Annotated in this window: 16 protein-coding genes; 5 read left to right on the forward strand and 11 right to left on the reverse strand. The window is 69.7% G+C overall.

Annotated elements, in window-relative coordinates:
* Positions 1–15: 15 nt before the first annotated feature.
* Positions 16–1,200: an ATP-binding protein gene (locus Sp245p_RS30855; RefSeq protein ID WP_014242676.1), complete on the forward strand. Its 1,185-nt coding sequence runs from the start codon at positions 16–18 to the stop codon at positions 1,198–1,200.
* Between the two features lie 194 nt (positions 1,201–1,394).
* On the opposite strand, the gene Sp245p_RS30860 is transcribed toward Sp245p_RS30855, so the two are convergent.
* From Sp245p_RS30860 to Sp245p_RS30910, 11 genes are all read right to left on the reverse strand, one after another.
* The gene (locus tag Sp245p_RS30860) at positions 1,395–2,408 is read right to left on the reverse strand and encodes an ATPase, T2SS/T4P/T4SS family (RefSeq protein WP_014242678.1); all 1,014 of its coding nucleotides are present in this window, start codon (positions 2,406–2,408) and stop codon (positions 1,395–1,397) included.
* Positions 2,405–3,541: a hypothetical protein gene (locus Sp245p_RS30865; RefSeq protein ID WP_109139226.1), complete on the reverse strand. Its 1,137-nt coding sequence runs from the start codon at positions 3,539–3,541 to the stop codon at positions 2,405–2,407. Before Sp245p_RS30865 ends, Sp245p_RS30860 begins: the two co-directional genes overlap by 4 nt.
* Positions 3,542–3,551: 10 nt before the next feature.
* Complete coding sequence (locus Sp245p_RS30870) at positions 3,552–4,997, reverse strand: TraB/TrbI/VirB10 family type IV secretion system protein (RefSeq protein ID WP_109139227.1); 1,446 nt, start codon at positions 4,995–4,997, stop codon at positions 3,552–3,554.
* A complete protein-coding gene (locus tag Sp245p_RS30875) occupies positions 4,994–6,328 on the reverse strand; it encodes a TrbG/VirB9 family P-type conjugative transfer protein (protein WP_158310482.1) in 1,335 nt (444 codons plus the stop codon). The genes Sp245p_RS30870 and Sp245p_RS30875 overlap by 4 nt, the downstream gene beginning before the upstream one ends.
* A gap of 7 nt (positions 6,329–6,335) precedes the next feature.
* A complete protein-coding gene (locus tag Sp245p_RS30880) occupies positions 6,336–7,055 on the reverse strand; it encodes a VirB8/TrbF family protein (protein WP_041814756.1) in 720 nt (239 codons plus the stop codon).
* A 15-nt stretch (positions 7,056–7,070) separates the two neighbouring features.
* Positions 7,071–7,259 carry a hypothetical protein gene (locus Sp245p_RS30885; protein ID WP_109139228.1) on the reverse strand — a complete coding sequence of 63 codons (189 nt, stop codon included), beginning with the start codon at positions 7,257–7,259 and terminating at the stop codon, positions 7,071–7,073.
* Complete coding sequence (locus Sp245p_RS30890) at positions 7,260–8,165, reverse strand: hypothetical protein (RefSeq protein WP_165360025.1); 906 nt, start codon at positions 8,163–8,165, stop codon at positions 7,260–7,262. It lies immediately after the preceding gene.
* Entirely contained in the window at positions 8,162–10,687 is a 2,526-nt protein-coding gene (locus Sp245p_RS30895) for a VirB4 family type IV secretion system protein (RefSeq protein WP_014242685.1), read from the reverse strand. Before Sp245p_RS30895 ends, Sp245p_RS30890 begins: the two co-directional genes overlap by 4 nt.
* Positions 10,684–11,019: a hypothetical protein gene (locus tag Sp245p_RS30900; RefSeq protein ID WP_014242686.1), complete on the reverse strand. Its 336-nt coding sequence runs from the start codon at positions 11,017–11,019 to the stop codon at positions 10,684–10,686. Before Sp245p_RS30900 ends, Sp245p_RS30895 begins: the two co-directional genes overlap by 4 nt.
* Positions 11,020–11,024: 5 nt before the next feature.
* A complete protein-coding gene (locus tag Sp245p_RS30905; RefSeq protein ID WP_129557273.1) occupies positions 11,025–11,378 on the reverse strand; it encodes a hypothetical protein in 354 nt (117 codons plus the stop codon).
* Between the two features lie 95 nt (positions 11,379–11,473).
* The gene (locus tag Sp245p_RS30910) at positions 11,474–13,354 is read right to left on the reverse strand and encodes a MobA/MobL family protein (RefSeq protein ID WP_109139230.1); all 1,881 of its coding nucleotides are present in this window, start codon (positions 13,352–13,354) and stop codon (positions 11,474–11,476) included.
* 871 nt (positions 13,355–14,225) lie between these two features.
* Here Sp245p_RS30910 and Sp245p_RS30915 point away from each other — a divergent pair.
* From Sp245p_RS30915 to Sp245p_RS30930, 4 genes are all read left to right on the forward strand, one after another.
* Entirely contained in the window at positions 14,226–14,738 is a 513-nt protein-coding gene (locus Sp245p_RS30915) for a hypothetical protein (RefSeq protein WP_129557274.1), read from the forward strand.
* Positions 14,717–15,289 carry a hypothetical protein gene (locus Sp245p_RS30920; RefSeq protein WP_129557275.1) on the forward strand — a complete coding sequence of 191 codons (573 nt, stop codon included), beginning with the start codon at positions 14,717–14,719 and terminating at the stop codon, positions 15,287–15,289. The genes Sp245p_RS30915 and Sp245p_RS30920 overlap by 22 nt, the downstream gene beginning before the upstream one ends.
* Positions 15,290–15,296: 7 nt before the next feature.
* Entirely contained in the window at positions 15,297–15,545 is a 249-nt protein-coding gene (locus Sp245p_RS30925) for a hypothetical protein (RefSeq protein WP_014242617.1), read from the forward strand.
* A gap of 320 nt (positions 15,546–15,865) precedes the next feature.
* Positions 15,866–17,287: a type IV secretion system protein gene (locus Sp245p_RS30930; RefSeq protein WP_165360026.1), complete on the forward strand. Its 1,422-nt coding sequence runs from the start codon at positions 15,866–15,868 to the stop codon at positions 17,285–17,287.
* Positions 17,288–17,290: the final 3 nt, after the last annotated feature.

Below are 17,290 nucleotides of genomic sequence, written 5' to 3' on the forward strand. Positions count from 1 at the left end.
AGGTGGAGTCGCGCATTGGATCCCTACTGCAACCCGTATCGCCCGGGCGCCGGCACGCGTCCGCTGATCCTCTCGGGCCGTCAGGCTGAAATCGATGCAGTCACCAAGCTGTACAAGATGGTGAAGGCGGGGGCGCCGCAGCGTTCGATCATGTTCTACGGCCTCCGCGGCGTTGGGAAGACCGTCCTGCTGAACGAGGCCGAGCGCATCGCCGAGGAGGAAGGCTACCGCATCGAGCATATGGAGCTGGCGGAGGGGATCGACTTCCGCGGCGAGATCGCCAAAGCCGTCCGGAAGCTGCTTCTCCGGGCCAATATGTTTGAACGGGCCAAGGACTTCGGGATTTCCGCCCTACGGGTGCTGAAGGCTTTCACCATCGGAATCCCCGACGGGCCGGAGTTCAGGCTCGACATCGATGCCGCGCTCGGGCAAGCCGACTCCGGGGACCTGAAGTCCGACCTCACCGACCTGTTCGTGGCGCTCGGAGAGGCCGCCCGGTCGTCGGGAACGCCCGTCGGATTGCTGATCGACGAGGTGCAGTACCTCGACGAGGACGGCCTCGCCGGGCTGATCGCCGCCAGCCACCGCATCTCGCAGAGGGCCCTGCCCGTTGTCTTCGTCTGCGCTGGGCTGCCGCAGATCGCCGCCCTCTCCGGCGACGCCCGGTCGTACGCGGAGCGGCTTTTCGACTTTCGGCCTGTCGAGAACCTGCGGCGCGACGCCGCCACCGAGGCCCTGGTCGGCCCGGCCCGGGAGCGGGACGTCCACTTCACTCCGGACGCCGTGGAGCACATTTTGGACATCACGGAAGGCTATCCCTACTTCATCCAAGAGTTCGGTAAGCACGCGTGGGAGCAGGCCCTCGCCAACCCGATCACCAAGGTTGATGCCGAGATCGCACGCTATGAGGCGACGAAGGCCCTCGACGCAAGCTTCTTCAAAGTCCGTATCGACCGGGCGACGACCGGCGAGAAGAGGTTCCTCGCCGCCATGGCCGAGATCGGCAGCGGCCCCTACCGCATCGCCGATGTGGCCGCCCACATGCATAAGAAGGTGGAACAGATCGGCCCGGCGCGTGCGACCCTGATCCGCAAGGGGTTCGTGTACGCCCCACAGCATGCCTTCATCGACTTCACCGTTCCCCAGTTCGACCAGTTCGCACGTCGGTTCTTCAATCTCGACGAGCCCGTAGAAGATTAACCGCAGGTCGGTTCATTCGGTCCGCCGTCCCGGCGCGTCGGGGCAGCCCCATGCCGGGAGGCGAGCTTGCTGGCCGCGGCCGCCACCACCTGCTCGACTGGCAGGCTGGCCTCGGCGGCGAACCGGGCGTAGCTGTCCGTCCGCCAGGATATAAGAAGCCGTGTGGAATGCAGATCGAGCCTTTCCACAGCAGTTCATCCCGCTCCTCCGGCTCTTCCAATCAGCTCCTGCCAGGGCAGATCGGCGGGCCGGACGATCTCGACCACTTTGCGCTGCTCCGAGAGCTGCACGATGCGGGCGATCTTGCGCACCAGGACGGGAAGCGCGGCATCGGCGGCGGCGGCCGACTTCAGAGCCATGGTCATGTTCGTGCGCCACGCTTCCAGCGCGTCCAGCGGGCTGTCGGCGTGGATGGTCGACATCCAGCCGCTGTGGCCGGTGTTGAGCAGCCGGTAGCTCGGCAGCGTGTTCTCGAGCTGCTGTTCGCCGGGCACCGCCACACTGGGGTTGAGGCGGAGCACCGCCTTCAGGAGATGCATCGGCTCGACGGCGGTCCCGGTCTGCGACTCCTCCGCCAGGAGCCCGGCCTGGTTCGGCTGCGCCACCACCAGCTCCTCCACATCCTCCACCGTCACCACGCGCCGGTCGGAGCGGACGCACCGCAGCAGTCGCTTCAAGAAGTTGGTCTTGCCGCTGTTCGTTCCACCCGACACCAGCACGGGCAGTTCGGCCGCCACCACCGCCTCCAGATCCTCGACGGTCCCGATCGGATGACCGCTGTCGAACCGCGCCGCCCGGTAGGCGGCCCCGCCCTCCACCAGCCGGCCCGGCAGCAAACCGAAGTCGCTGAAATCGAAACTCTTGTGGCGCTGAACGCGGATGCTCAGCACCATGCCGCTGCGCGTGTTCGCCCCCAGCACGGCCTGCAGGCGGTGCCCGCCGGGAAGCGGTGAAGCCAGCAGAGGGAAGCGGTTCGGGTCGTAGGGCCGCTTGAACAGGTTCTTGAGCTGATCGCAGAGGTCGCGGCTCCAGGAGAGATCGAGGCCGGCTCCATCCATCTTCTCGTAGCCGCGCCCGGCGATCTCGACCCAAAGGTCGCCGGGGCCGTTCAACGAGACCTCCACCACGTCGTCGCGACCGTAGATCAACGGCACCAGCGGGTCCAGCGTGGCCCGCAGGGCGGCGTTCATCGGCGGGACGGCGCTCATGGGGCGCAGGCCGCGACGCGGGTGGCCGGCAACGGCCCGCGGTCGATCTCGATCCGCGAACCGTCGCCGCGGGTGACCAGGCCGATGCGGCGCCACGCCTGCCACCGCTCGCAGCCGATCGTCACCGGCGCCCCTGCCGCCCGCGGCGCCGGGTCCTCCTCAAGCGCGTAAGGACGGGCCCGCTCCCGCGCCACGCCCGTCTCCAGCACGATCCGGTTGGTCGGGGTGTCGACGACCGTGTCCGACAGCTGCAGGCTGGTGCGCGCGGCGTCGTCATGGCGCCAGCCGGTGTTGACGGTCAGGTGCTGGTAGGCCTCGTCCGGATTCTGGACGCAGCGGGTGACCCAACCAGCGAAGGTTTCCCCGGCCTCCCCGGACACCGTCACCTGATACCAGCGGCGGGTGCCGTAGGAGGTGGCGCTTGCCAGATCGTGAACATACACCCCCGCACATCCCTCCGTCGTGGTGCGCAGCGTTCCGCCTCCTTGCGGCTGGCAGGACCGGATGACCCGCGGCGGATCGGACTCGACGGTCACTTGCGTCCAGCTCAGCGCCGGAGCGCCGGCCACGACACTCTCCTTCGGCGGGGTGCACGTCTCCACGCGGTGCTTCCAGACCAGCGGCGCGTCGCGGCGTTCGGCGCAGGCCTGCGCCAGACGGGGGGCTGCGCCGCCGCCGTCCTCCGGAGGGCTGAAGACCGCCCGCGACTCCCCCATGGTGACGCCGTCCTCGAAGTCGTTGCGCATCCGGCAGCCGGAGACTGTGAGGCGCAGCGGCACCGTTTCGGCGCCGTCGCGCAGCGAACAGGGCTTCACCTCGATCTCCTCGCCGGCGGCGTCGCGGTACACCTCGCGCTCCTCGCGCCGGGCGACGCCGTGCGCCGGGTCGGGAACCCAGGAACAGCCCGCCTTCGTCCGGCGGATCTCGAACCGTCGGCCGTCGGCCTGGCACGCCGTCCTCCACACCGTGTGGCCGGCCCCGGCCTCGACGATCCGCGACTGCCCGAGCGCCACGCCGCTCTCGTAGACGATCTGATCGCCGCACCCGAACCACGTCCGCTGTTGGGCCTGGGAGGCGGACGGGACGAGCGTGGCGGCGGTGACGGCGGCGAGCAACAGGACGAGCTGTGACATGATCTTCTCCTCACTGGGGCGGCGGCAGCACGACCGGCCTGGTCGTCGCAGCGGCGCCCGCGCCCGTCGTGGTTCCCGCCCCGGCGGTGCGCACAGCCTGGTCCGCCGACCGTTCGCCGGGGCGGGCCAGCCACAGATCGACCGAGGGCGACACCAGGAACTGATAGCCCCCATGAACGATGTGGACGTCGGTCAGGTCGAGATTCCGCTCCAGCAGTAGGCGGGCAATCGACTGGGCGTTCCGGTTGGCCTGGCCACCCGCCACCACCACCGTCTGGCCGTCGGCCGTGCCCTCGCCCTGGCGTGCCAACCGCTGCTCGATGACGCTGCCGGCGATCTCGATCGCCCCGGCGATCACGGCCCCGCCGTACCGCTCGGCGACGCGCTGGTTGAGATCGTCCACGAGGCCGGCCCGGCCCATCAGATCGGCGCCGACGCCCGGGCTGGCGCGCAGGTCGAACTGCGCGTGGTCGACGGCCCGCACCAACCGGGTGAACTCCGTGCGCAGCCGCGTTTCGCCCCGACGCATGCCCTCGTAGCGCCCGTGCATCGTGCTGCCGGCGGGAATGACCACGGTCTTTCCGTCGGCGCCGTAGACGTCGCGCTCGACCATGGCGGTGACCGGCCCGCCGATCTGGGAATTCACCGACCGTGTGAGGACGAGCGGGATCGGGGTGTCCTGGAGCACCGTCCGGGAGAGGTCCACCGGCTGGCTGGACACCACCCGTGGATAGTCCTCCCCGTAGCTTGCCGCCTCCGACGCCGCACCTGCGGGTTTCCCGGAGGTCGACATGGACGGACCGCGCGACAGACGGCCGTCGCTCCGCGGCGCCGCCGTGTCCACGATGCGGCTCCGGCCCAGCCCGGCGAGATGGTCGGCGCGCGCCGCTTCCACCAGCTCGGCGTAGCGGTCGCGCGGTGGCGCCGCTTCGGCCGGTGGGGCCGCGACCCGGTAGGGCACGCGCAGCGCGACGCCGGACCCGCCCACTCCGATCACCTCGCCGGCGCCGGCAGCCGTCACGGCCAGCTCGATCCGGCAGGAGGCCCCGGGCTCGAGCGCGCCGCCGCATCCCGACGCCGCCGCCACGCCGCCGGTCACGACGAGTTCGCTGACCGTCACCGCGGTCCCGCCGACGTTGTGCACGACGATGGGTGCGGCCATTCCCGGCATCGTCTCGACCGACGACGGGATGGCCAGCAGACGCCCGGGAGCCGGCGCCGGCTCCTGCGCCGGCGGAGGGGCCGGAGCGGCTGCGACCAGAGGAGCGGACAGCTCGAGCGGTTCGGGCGCCGCCCGTGGCGGCGTCGGCGGTGGCGGCGGAGCGGGCTTCTCGCCCTCCCCGCCCAGCGACAGGGCAAGGGCCGCCAGGGCCCCGAGCAGCCCGGCGGCCAGCCCGAGCCGCCGCGGGGAGGTTTTGGCCAGGAGCGCGCGCCAGGACGGCGCCGGGGCGTTCATGGCGCGCTCCCCCAACGGCCGAGGGCGGCGTCCACGGTGGCGGCGGGCGACGCAGCCGGCTTGAAGCGGTTGCGGACGCACAGATAGAGGTCGCCGGATTTCAGCGTCAGATCGCCGACCGCGTCGATGATCAGGATCTGGCCTTTCGAACCGCCCCAGCGCACGGCCACCGGCTGGTCGACGCCGCCGACCAGCAGGAAGGCGGCCGGCAGGCGGGTCGATCCCAGGCGCTCGCCGTAGTCGAGGAAGGTCCGCCGACCGTCGTGGAAGGCGCGAAGCGGACCCAGCACGCGCGAGGCCTCGTCCGGAGCGAACACCCGGATGTCGTCGAAGGACAGATCCTCGACCCGGAAGGGATGCACCGTGGCGAAGTCGCCCCCGCCGGCCCCGCCGTCGGGAGCGCCCTCCTCGGCCCGCTCCTCCCGCCACAGGCTGGCGCGGTCGTAGCCGCCGCGCGGCGGGACGGAACCTCCCCCCATTGCCCCGTTGAGTCCGACCTCGACGCTCAGCGGGCTGCGCGCCGTGCGGCCCGAGCGGGCGCAATAGGCGTCGTCGTCGATGAAGGCCGTCAGATCGGTGACCTGCGCGGCCTTCACGGTCTCCGACCGCAGGTAGAAAGTGTAGAGCCGGCCGCTGCGGGCGATCACCTGCATCGCGGTGTCCACGCCGGCCCGGTCGGGCCGGACGAGGAGCAGGTTCGCATGCCCGTCGGGGATCTCCCACGGAAAGCTCTCCTCGTCCCCGAAGGAGACCCGGCTGATCGTTTCGCACGGCGGGAGCACCACGGAGGTCGTCATGCCCAGCCGCAGGCGCAGCGGCATGACCCGGTTGACCCGGTGAGCGAAGCGGACGGTGCCCGGCTCGACCTGCCCCGGCGCCGGCACCGCGTCGTCCCAGGCCGGCTGGATGCGCCCGAGCGAGACTCCCCGAAGGATCGCCTCCTGGTAAGGCCCGGTGCCCTCAGGCGCCGCTCCGGCCTCGCCCGACCGCTGCAGCACCGGATAGTCGCCCCGGTTCTGCGCGTCGGCGTCGAGGCCGCGCGGCTGCCGTGTCGAGGGGGCCACCGCCGCCGTCGCACCCCCTCCGGAGCGTTCGGCGGGCCGCGGCAGGGTGAGGCCGCCGTCCGGCGATCCGGCGGGTTCGGCCTTCGGCTTGGGCAGCGCTATTCCCGGCTCCGCGACGCTGTCGATCAACCCGGGAAGCGGCGCCCCGTCCGGCGTGGCCAGCCCCGGCGGCACCGCCTGCGCATTAGCCAAGCGTGCAAGCGCGCAGGAGGCCAGCAGGACGACGGCGAGGCCGAGTGCGAAGCCATGTCGGAACCTTGCCGGCATCCCGCGGTCAGGAACGGCGCGAAAGGTCATATTGAATCACCCGAAATCCGAAGGCGAGGTCGCTGTCCTGCGGCAGAAGCCCCTCGCCTTCCACGATGGTCCCGTCCAACTCCACCAGCTCCGGATAGCCGATCCGGAGCAGCACCCGCAGGGACTGCGTGCCCAGATCCATGCCCTTCTCGGTGTCGCGCACCGTGAAGTCGACGTAGTACAGGCCCGGAGACGCCAGGTTGATGGACTCGATCTTGACGGCGCGCTCGGCCCCGCGCGCCAAGGCCTGGATCACCAGCTTCTGGTTGCGCGCCCGGAAGCCCTCGTAGACCTCCGTCGTCGACCGCCGGGCGACCCAGCCGTCTGTTGGCCGCATCCGCACCTTCATCAGCCCCTCGTCGGCCACCACGCCCTCGCGGATGCGGACATACTGGGCGACCCACGCCCTTTCGGTGACCGCGAAGCTGGTGGTCTGCCGCCGCAGGGGCGCCGCTTCGACCACCGCATCCATCGCCGGGGCGACGGTGATCGCGTATGGGATCTTCTCCTTCAGCGGCGTGAGCCGGACGAGCGCCTGGCCGAGCGTGATGTTCAGGGCCATCGACAGGCACAGCAGGATGCCGAGAAGGCGGGCGACCCAGCCGACCACGCCGATCCCGTCGCCGCTGTCGTGCTTGTCCCACACCCGCTCGACCGCGACGAGGTTGCTATCGCTTCGTGAACCGGCGCCGAACATGAGGATCTCCGGACGTCAGGCGGCGGACGCCGCGGGCGGGAGCCCGGCCGGCGACCTCGACAACGGCAACTCGACGCAGGCGCAGGGGCTGCGTTGCCGGTCATCCATACCGCCGCCGATCCTCTGGCGGGGAAGGTCGACGGACCCGCCGGACGAGCAGCCGGCCAGGATCAGGGCGCACAGCGCCAGAAGCGGTCGCACCACTTACGCATCCTCCAACAAGGGCTTGTAGCCCGGCCCGATGTCCTCCCGGCGCAGAGCCTCTGCGGCGTGGATCCGCAGCAGGGCCGCCAGCAGGCGGTTCGTGGTCTGGGATTCCTCCAAAAGCCCGATCAGCGCCGCTCCGATGGCCGCGTTCTGCGCCCGTTCGCTCGCCGCGTTGTTCATCCCGTCGCTGAGCTGGGCCAGGCGCTCGTTTCCGGCCTGACTGCTGGCGATGCCGTGATAGGCGGTGCCCAGACCGTCGAACGCCGCGTTTCTCCCTTCGGCCACCCGTCGGCGCTGCACCCGTTCGATTCCAGCCAAGTCGGACCCGGCGGGTGGGGCGAAGCATTGGCGGGAACGGACGGCTCCATCCGCCGGAGTCTTGAAGACGGTGGAGGGCTCGCCTTGAAACGCCGTCAGCCCACGCTGCAGGTTGAGCGGCATCGATGTGCTCGACGCGGTCCGCGCCGTTCCACCCAATGCGCCCAGGCTTACCGCGCCCGCCCCGCCCAGGACGCTCTTCAACATGCTCTGGACCTCGGGCGCGAGGTCGGCGACGCTGGAGCCCCGCCCCTGGCCATCGAGCATCTGCGACTGCAGGGCGCGGATTTCCGCCAGCTTGTCGATCACGCCCTTCAAGGTCGCGTTGACGCCCTGAACCGACGCATCGACCATCGGGTCGTAGACGGTCGGCGGGCAGCACACCGCCTGCGCCGGCTTCGCAAAAAGCGCCGTTGCCCCGACGCCGAGCAGCAGAGCCGGCACGGCCCGCCGACCGACCCCCGCCATGCCGCTTTGGGGCGGCCCACCGCCATGGTCTTTCTCGACTTCGCCCCGCGGCTCGCCGGCCGCCCGCATCAACAGGCGGCCCGCACCGCCGACCGCTCTACGCCACCACGCCGTCATGAGGCCGCCCTCTCCGTTCCGAATTCGTCCAGATACGCGTCGCGCCAATCGACCGGGTCCCAGTCCTTCAAATGCCGCGCCCGCTCGACGCACCCGACGTCGGAGGCGAAGCAGCAGGCCAAGTCTCCCAGAGCGGCCGTCGAGAATTCGAGCACCGCCGATTCCCCGGCGTTCGGTTTCTTGAGAAGGACCGGGTGCTCCATGTGGTCGTAGCTGCGGTCCGACCCGTCCACGAAGGCGAACTCCTCCGGCGTCAGCCACTCCTCGTAGTCCGCGTACTTCGCCCCGCGGTCGGGATGGAAGATCCACGTTGCCGTCTGCGACCGCATGATCTTCGGCAGGTTGGGGTGGATCTCCGACAGGGACGACGGCCGCTGCCACAGCGTCATCACCGCGATGAAGTCCTTTCGCACCTGCTGCATCCAGTCGATGCCGTTCTTCAGGAATTCGTCGCTGCTCCACAGCGCCGCGGTCTCGTCGATCAGGATGATTCCGCCGCGGCCTTCCCGGCGCACGCGCTCCGTCACCAGATAGGCCACATCCTCGACCAGCGGGGGCGCCAGCACCGGGTCCTTCAGGACGGTGGTGAAGTCGAAGGCGAGCAGGTCGCTCTCACCGATCGGCACGCGCTCGGTGCCCGAGAACACCGATCCGTAGGTCCCGCCGGGAAGCCAACGCTGCATCTGGGTGAAGGCCGGCGAGCCGGGATCGAACCCCGCCTCCACCACCGTGGCCAGAGTCCGTTCGTCCATCGGCGTGCCGGCGCTTTCCATGCGCACGAGCGCGTTGACCGCCTTCTGGTACATCCGCTCGCTGTCGGGGTCCGACAGGCCGGTGAGCAGCCGGAACAGCTTCGCCAGATGGGCGCGCACCGCGGTGGTCGGCGGACGCTGCAGCGGCTGAAGCTGCGCGTCCGTTTCCCCGCCCGGGCGATCCGACAGCAAGCTGACGTAGCGCCCGCCGCACATGGTCGTGGCGACATACTGGCCGAACCGCGAATCGAACAGGGTGGCGATCAGTCCCGGGAAGTGCTCCAGGGCGCCGATCACCAGAAGGTCGGCCACCGTCGTCTTGCCCGACCCCGTGCGCCCGAAGATGATGGTGTGGGCGAGCGCGTCGCGCTTGGCCGTCTCGTGAAGGTTGACGTAGTAGGGCGTTCCGGACGCGGTCAGAGCGCGCAAGATCCAGCTGTCGCCCGCGCCGCTCCCCCACCCCGAGCGGGGAAGCCCGGCCTTCGGCGTTTCGAAGACCACGAGGTCGGCGACGTTCTGGCAAACGGCGCGAACCTCGCGGATGAAGCTCCAGTCCTCCCATCCGGGCAGCATCGACCACCACAGCACCCCGGCCAGGTCCCGCTCGACCACGGTTTCCGCATGGAAGGTCTGAAACACCGCCTCAACCTGCTTCTGGACGCGGGCCGCTTCGTCCGGGCTGTCGCCGAAGGCGAAAACGGTCAGGGCATGGCGGACCAGCCGCTCCCGTTCCCGGGAATTCGGAGCGATCATTTCCTTGACCTCCAGGAACTCGGCCGCCGCCTGCTGGGACACCCAGGTCGAGGCGGCGCCGCGTTCGAGCTGGTCCAGCGTGAACGTCCCACCCATCTCCGAATGCACATAGGCGGCGTTGAGCACCAGCAGCTCGCCGTCCAACGCCTGCAGCCGAGCGACCAGCTCCTCGGGCGTCGCCCCGCCCCAGCTGCTGAGGGTGATCACCTGCGCGTAAGCCTTGCTCTGGCCATGGGAATGGATCATCAGGCCGCTGTCGGGATTGAGGTCGACCGAATCCACCGCGACCAGCCGCGCCACGTCCAGGCGCCCGACCGGGGACGGCCGCGTCACCCGGCTGACCAGATGCCCCCAGAATTCGAGCAGGGTGCTGGCCGGCTGGCTTCCCTCCTCCAGGCCCACCTCGCCCAGATCCATGGGCTGGAAATCCTCCAGCGCCTTCCACACCTGGGCGCGCGCGCTCTCGAGCCGGGCGCGCGCGTCGTCGCCGTTGCCGCGCACGCTGAGCACGACGACGTGGCGGTTGCGGTAGGCGCGTTTGAACTGCGCCTCCCACCGCCCAATTACCCGGCTGCGCAGCGCCAGCCCCGCCGCGTTGCCGCGGGCGGCCCTACGCTGCGGCGGCGATGCCGGGACGCGCTCCCGCAGGTCGAAGACGCGGACATGCACGTCGATCTCGGACAGGAGCTGGAACATCTGCCGGCGCCGGTCGCGCCGCTCGTAGCGGACCTCTTCGTTGGCGCCGGAATAGTCGAGGCCGGCAAGCTCGATCGCGACGCTGAGCGTGCCGTTGCGGCTGCGCAGCGTCCGGCCGTCGGACAGGATCTTGTCGAACAGCACATACTCGCTGAGCTTCGTCCGCCGCAGCGGCGGCACGGCCAGCCGCCCGAGAGGCGGCACGAGGGCGATGCCCAACCCCACGGCGATGCCGACGACCGACACCCAGGTCGCCGCGACTTCCCACCAGGAGCTCCCTCCCCGGAGCAGGTCGTCCAGGGCGGCCAGCGAGACGCTCATGGATCGGCTCCTATGAGTCCGCGCCGCATCAGGATCATGCGGGGGCGCGAGGCCGGAGACATCGGCGCGCGGGGATCGAAGCGGGCGCGCCACACCGCGACGATGTGACGGTCGCGGCGGAAGCAGCGCGCGAAATAGAGGTGCATGCCGATGCACAGCACCGCCGTCAGCTCGGTCCGCACCAGCGTGCCGTCGGCCAGGCCGACGGCAACCCCGGCAACCGTGCCGACGACGATGTTCAGGCACCACAGCTGGAGGGGCACCCAGAGCATGTGGAGCGGATAGGCGACCGCCGTGTACACCGGGGTCGTCAGGCGCCGGGCCGCGGCCATCGCCGTTACTTGATCGGCGTGTAGCTACCGACCGACGACGCGTCGGACAGGCCGCCGAGGCTGAAGGCGTAATTGATGATCAGCGGTGCCGACGCGACCAGCAGGATTCCGGCCACCACGCTTGCCAAGAAAATAAAGTCGAATTTCTTGAAGTAGGCCTTCACCGCGGCGACCACGAGCCCAATGAACCCGAGCATCCGGACGCCCCAGATGGCGAAGTTGGTGACCGCGTTGCCCGCGGCGACCGTTGGTTGGAAAGGGTCCGCGGTCACTGCGAACGCCGCGGACGGCAAAGCCACGGTGATCAGGATCACCAGAGCGGCCATGGACGCATGGCGATCGGGAAAACGCTCGTTCATGAGAGGGACACCTGTGCAGAAGAATGGAAGGTGCCCCAGAGCCTACGGAGGTGCGTCGCCGGATTTCGAGCACCGGCGATGCGTTTTTTTCCCGCTCACCGCTCCACGTTACGGGACCGGCGGCGCTGGGGCGGATGCGGCATCGCATCCGGACCGGCTGGGGTTGCGCCAAGCTCCAGCAGCACGACAGCGGGCTCAAGCGGTGCCGGCCCGGAGATCCGCGCCACCACGGCACACCGCTCCTCCGCCCGATCAAGATCTCGCCGCGCGCGCCGGCGGCGGGCGGTGTCGGCGTCCGGCTCCATCATCTCCAGCAGCGCTACGCGAAGCCGGGCGGTCTCGCGCTCGTCGGCGCGCCGCTCGCCTTCGCGAGCGAAGGCCTCGGCCGGCGACATCCGCCCGGCACGAAGGGCATCCGCGTCGGCGGCGCGTTCGTTGTGGTGCGCTTCGACCCGCCGGCGGGCATGGCCGGCCGCCGCGCGGGCCGCTGCCCAGCCCGCGGCCCGCACCGCCGCGGCAGCTTCCGCCGCGTCGGGCGCGCGGGCGTCATCCCCGAGAAGGCCGAGCAACAGCGACGCTTCGGAAAATGCGGAAGCGGCCAGCTCCTGGCGGCCGTCGGCGAGCGTGGCAGCAGCGCGCGCCCACGCCGCGCGCCGCCGCGCGCGAAGCGCCGGATCGGGGCGGCGTTCGATCTCGTCCAGGCGGTCGAGCGCACGGACGAGACGTTCCGCCGCCTCCACCGGCACGCCGGGGGACCCGGACAGGATCGCCGCCCGGCCGCGCCGATCGTTGGCCCGGCTCGCCGTCTCGACTCGCTCGTTCACCGCGGCGCGCAGCGCGTTGACCACGCCGGCCGCCGTCGGCACGCCGGCCCGCTCCAGGGCCGAGCGTCCCGGTCCTAGATGCACGCCGGGCAGTGTCGCCTCGCCGCGTTCGGCGTAGGAACGGGCGTCGAACCGCCGGCCGACGAGCGGCCGCCCGTCCGCCCGCCGCCGCTCGTCGGCGGCGTCGAGATGGCGGTTGATCGTCGCCGCCGACCGCTCGCGCAATTCGCGGACCCAGGACGGCCCGCGCGCCGTCCGGTCCTTGCGCGCGGCGAAGGTCCAGGCGTGGGAGGCGGTGCGTTCCGCCGGACGTTCGCTCCACAGCGCGTGCAGATGAATGTTGCGCGGATCGGACCCGGCCTCGACGTCCGGGCGGTGAACCGCGGCGTGATGGGGCAGCCCCCGCTCCGCGAGGGGCCGCATCAGGTCGCGGGCGAGCGCCGCCAGCTCGTCGCCGTCCAGCTCGTGGGGCAAGGCGATGATGGCGCGGTTCTGAACGCAACCGTCCACGCGCTCCCGCGCCTCCACCGCGTCCCAGAAGGCGGCGCGTTCGTCGGCGTCGTCGCCGATGGTGCCGAAGCTGATCAGCACGCCGTCGCCGTCGGCCATCAATTCCGCAACACGCTCATCGTGCGGCAGGTCGGCGCGCTCGACGTAGCGCTGGAACGCCGCCGCCGATCCGGCGCGCACCCGACCGCGGCTGGTTCGCGACGCTCCGCCGCTCTTGCGCTGGATCGCCGGGCCCAGCGCCCGCGCCGCCGCGGCGAACTGGGCCTCGGGAACGTACCAGCTCCGCGCTTTGCGGTCGTAGGCGCCGCCCGCCGCCTGCAGGTCACGGACCCGTCCGCGCTTCGCCTTCACATAGACCCGGCCGCGGCGCGCCTCCGTCTCCTTCGGCGAGAGGCCACCGCTTCCCGACGGCGGCCGCTTCGACACCGACGACACCCGGATGTGGAGCGGTTCGACGCGCGGTGGCGGTCCGCTCCGGCCGCGGGGAGCCGGCAGCAGGAGAGATCGCAGACCGACCTTGAAGTAGCGTCCCGTCGCCAGCCCGCGCTCCACCGCGTCGCCTTCGTCCAGCCGTCCGGACCGGTGCCGGTCGTCCCATTCGGCTTCGCCGATCAGCGCCAACGCCTTCGCGAACGTCACCATGCCTGTTGTCCTTACCCTTCGCCATCTTGGTGCCGTGGCTGCTCGACACGCCGCCCACAGCAGTAAAAACGGGTTGGGCGCCCAGAATTTGGACGTGGGCGCCCACGCGCTTTCCAACCATTACCGGTAACATTACCGGTAATGTGATAAGCCATTACCGGTAATGCGCCTTTGTATGACAATGGCTAATTGCGCAAACACCTCTTCCCTGACATTACACATGACGGCCCTTCAAGGGGCGATCATGTCATTACCGGTAATGCTTTGGGCTCTGTCATGACAGGCAAATCACGGCGTGTTCCGCCGGGCGTTGGGTGTAGCCATCGGCTCGGCGTCGACATGCGGCATGCGGTTCGAAACCGCCGGTGCTCGAACACGGAGGTCGCATGTCCGTAGGCTGGCCAGGTTTCACCGTGGAGGACACCCATGCCACCATTTCGCTTCCGTATGACATGTAATACACGGTCGGCGCCGATGACCGCCGGAGTGCGATGGACGCCCCGGAAAGGCGCGGTCCGCCGACCGTGTCGGCCTGAAACCAATCGGCATGGTGCGTGATGGGCGATCGGCCGCGGACCAAGAACGCCGCACGCATCAGGCGATGCCGCACACGGATGAAAGCCGGGGGGCTTGTGCGTTTCGAAGGAGCGGTTTGGCCGGACGACCGACCCTTGCTTGCGTATCTGATCGGGCGTCTGCGCAACGCTCCGGAGGATCGCGAGTTTCGTGACGGCCTGCGCCGGATGCTGGGCGACGGCTTCGGAAACGAAAGCGATTGCGCCGGTGAAGCCGGCCGAGGGGAAGCGCCGGCAGCGAGTCTATCGGCATCGACGATGGACGGGGATCGCGACGCGCAGGCCGGGATCTTGAGATGGCCGAGGAGCGGTATGCATTGGTGGCGTACTTGGCGGAACGGGGATGCGTGATGGGCGACCGGTTTCTGTCCAAGAACGCCGCGCGTGTTCGGCGGTACCGTGCACGGTCGAAAGCTGGGGGGCTTGTGCGTTTCGAAGGAGCGGTTTGGCCGGACGACCGACCCTTGCTTGCGCATCTGATCGGGCGTCTGCGCAACGCTCCGGAGGATCGCGAGTTTCGTGACGGCCTGCGCCGGATGCTGGGAGCCGACTTACCGTTGGACGGTGGCGATGGTGGGCAATCCCCCCGCAACGGGCGTCACACCGGTGGCCGGCATGAAGGCGACGCGATGGAGCGAAGGGGCGTGGTGGAGCGGCGGCGCGGTTCGGTGGAAGGGGCGCTTCCGGGGCAGCCGCCCAGCGCCGATCAGATGAACTTTGCGCGCAGAATTGCACAGCGTCGCGGCCTGTCCGTGCCGGATGGTCTCGACCGGGCGGAAATGAGCGCGTGGATCAACGCCAACCGATGATGCGCCGCCGCTGCGTTCCGCCGGTGCTCGAAAACACCGGGCACACCTCCGTAGGCTGGCCGGGCATCGGTCAGCACCAAGGAGACATCCGCGATATGGACATCCGGAACAACGGCGACGAGACGGGCCAGGAGGACGATCGTCCGAGCGGCGGCACGCTCATGGACCGGCCGCGCCAGGGGCGTGGCCGGCCACCGAAGAACCGCGAGAAAGACGCAGACAAGGGGGTGATGGGAATCGATCTCGACGGCGACGAACCGGCCGACGGGCGCGAGCGTGCCGTTTACCGCACCAGCCGCCGCGTGCGCAAACTCGCGGATGAGCTGGCGCAGTTCCGCGAGACGTTGCGTCAGGCCCGCGACGATCAGCGCAAGGCCATGGACGAGCTGCAGGCCGAACGTGACCGTCGGCGCGACGCGCATCGCCTGCAGGCCGCGGCCCTCTGCGAGGATGTCGGGATCAGCGCGGATCTGCTGCTCCGCCTCGCGGCGGCCAAAAGGGCCGGCGATGCGCAGCTGGTGGCGGATCTCACCCGGCAACTGGTGGGATGACGGCGCCATGGACGCGACCACCATTCCCCGGCCTTTCGATCCCGCCGACGGTTTTCTCCGTCTGACCCGGATGGCGCAGTGGATCTTCGATCTGGCGTCGATCACGCTCGCCGTGCTGCTGGTGCTGACCATCATCGTCATCGCGGTCGACCGCGGCATGCTGCGCGTGCCCTTCATCGAACGCTGGATCATTCGGCCCGTGCGCCGCATTCGCGATCCACGCCCGTCACCGCCGGACGAAGGAAGCCAGACATGAAAAACGATGACCGGGTCCTCGCCACAGCCATCGCCATCGCCTTCTTCGCGGCGCCCATGATTGCCACCGGCGTGGATTTGATGAGGCATATCGAGCATGTTTGAGATCATTCCATACGTCGGTAGCTTGGCCCTGCTGATCGCCCTAGTGGCGGCAGGGACCTTCACTCGCCGGCGATGGCCAAGTGCTCCGTGGCGCCGCCAAGCGCCGCCGAAGAGTACCGTCGCATGGCGAATTGGCTGCTGGAACTGGTACGTGGGCATGGCCGGCGGTGCACTCGCCATATTGACGGTGCCGGCCTGGGGCGCCGCGCCTGAACTTTGCTCACTGGCAGCCGTGCCGGCAATCTGCGCTGTGATCGACTATGCCTTTATCCGCCGGCCGCCGGCATCGACACCGTCACCGCCGGACGAAGGGGGCCAGACATGAAAAACGATGACCGGGTCCTCGCCACAGCCATCGCCTGCTCTTTCTTCGTGGCGCTGGTGATCCTGCTTCCCGACACCGCTCAGGCGCAGAGCTCCGACCCGTCCTGCATCGCCTGCGGCCTGACCGAGCGCATCGAAAAGGCAAGCCGGACGTTCCGTGAGGCGAGCTTCAAGAACCTCGTCGGCCCGGCGTCCAGCTTCGGACGCATGCTCGGCCTCCTGTGGATTTATCTGTTCGCCGTTCAGATCTTTCTCCAGCCGAGCCAGATCCCGCGCTTCCTGGAAACGTTCCTCGGCCGCGTCGGCTGGCTGCTGGCGATGGTCGGCATCCTCTCGGCGCCGCAGTGGATACTCGACAACATCGTGACGGCGGGCGAGCAAACCTTCATGGGCGTGGCCGCCTACGTGCTGGGCACCGCGCAGTCGGCCTTCGGCGGAACGGCGAGCGTGCCGCCGGTTGGTGACAGCGCCTGGTACACGGCTCTGTGGCGCGAGGTCGAGGGCACGGTCTTTCCGCTCGTGCTGAAGCTGATACGGGCGGGGGCTCCGGGCGCCTGGTACGACATCGCGGCACTTCCCCGCCTGATCCTCACACTGTTGATCGTCGCGCCGTTCGGCTTCGTCCTCGGCATCTTCATGGCGTTCATGGTGCAGGTCATCTTCTACACGGCCGCCGTGACGGCGATCGGACCGCTGCTCGTCGTCGGGCTTCCCTGGGGAACGACGCGATCCTACCTCTGGGGAGCGTTGAAGTTCATGCTGGGCGGCGGTTTTACGCTCGTGTTCGCCGCGGTGGCCATGGGCACGACATCGGCCATGCTGCAGTCGCAGTTTCAAAATGTGTCGCTCGGCGATCCTTCCCCCGAGGCGTTGCAGAAGCTGCTCGACGTCACCAACCCGGAATATTGGTACACCTTCATCGTCGGGCTGGTGTCCGTCCTGCTGCATCTCGCGGCTCCGCGCATCGCGAGCAACATCGCGGGCGTCACGGACTCCGCCACCAGCGCCGCCATGGTGACCGCCGCGGGACAGGCCGGTGCGGCGAAAGCGGGGGGGATGGCCCACGGGAAATTGTTCGGCGGCGGCGCGCGCAATTCGATTTTCGACAGCGCCGGCAATGTCGCGACGGGCGGTATGAGCGGCGCCATTCTGAACGCTCTGCCCAAAGGCGGACAGCAGATGGCCGACGTCGTCGCGCAGCGTGGCCTCGTCGGGCTGGCCGGCGCCGGCGCGGCGGCCGGTGCCCGCGGAATCGCGGCGGGTCTCAGAGCGGCGTACCACGGCACCCGCGGGAATGGAGCGCCGGGAGCATGACAG

Origin of the sequence: Azospirillum baldaniorum (genome assembly GCF_003119195.2) — a bacterium.
GTDB classification, from domain to species: Bacteria; Pseudomonadota; Alphaproteobacteria; order Azospirillales; family Azospirillaceae; genus Azospirillum; species Azospirillum baldaniorum.

Excerpts from the sequence above, each read along its gene's own strand:
- Sp245p_RS30890 (WP_165360025.1), bottom strand. The coding sequence starts at position 8,165 with ATGACGGCGTGGTGGCGTAGAGCGGTCGGCGGTGCGGGCCGCCTGTTG.
- Sp245p_RS30870 (WP_109139227.1), bottom strand. The coding sequence starts at position 4,997 with ATGAACGCCCCGGCGCCGTCCTGGCGCGCGCTCCTGGCCAAAACCTCC.
- Sp245p_RS30900 (WP_014242686.1), bottom strand. The coding sequence starts at position 11,019 with ATGGCCGCGGCCCGGCGCCTGACGACCCCGGTGTACACGGCGGTCGCC.
- Sp245p_RS30905 (WP_129557273.1), bottom strand. The coding sequence starts at position 11,378 with ATGAACGAGCGTTTTCCCGATCGCCATGCGTCCATGGCCGCTCTGGTG.
- Sp245p_RS30910 (WP_109139230.1), bottom strand. The coding sequence starts at position 13,354 with ATGGTGACGTTCGCGAAGGCGTTGGCGCTGATCGGCGAAGCCGAATGG.
- Sp245p_RS30860 (WP_014242678.1), bottom strand. The coding sequence starts at position 2,408 with ATGAGCGCCGTCCCGCCGATGAACGCCGCCCTGCGGGCCACGCTGGAC.
- Sp245p_RS30875 (WP_158310482.1), bottom strand. The coding sequence starts at position 6,328 with ATGCCGGCAAGGTTCCGACATGGCTTCGCACTCGGCCTCGCCGTCGTC.
- Sp245p_RS30925 (WP_014242617.1), top strand. The coding sequence starts at position 15,297 with ATGGACGCGACCACCATTCCCCGGCCTTTCGATCCCGCCGACGGTTTT.
- Sp245p_RS30880 (WP_041814756.1), bottom strand. The coding sequence starts at position 7,055 with ATGTTCGGCGCCGGTTCACGAAGCGATAGCAACCTCGTCGCGGTCGAG.
- Sp245p_RS30895 (WP_014242685.1), bottom strand. The coding sequence starts at position 10,687 with ATGAGCGTCTCGCTGGCCGCCCTGGACGACCTGCTCCGGGGAGGGAGC.
- Sp245p_RS30865 (WP_109139226.1), bottom strand. The coding sequence starts at position 3,541 with ATGTCACAGCTCGTCCTGTTGCTCGCCGCCGTCACCGCCGCCACGCTC.
- Sp245p_RS30915 (WP_129557274.1), top strand. The coding sequence starts at position 14,226 with ATGGCCGAGGAGCGGTATGCATTGGTGGCGTACTTGGCGGAACGGGGA.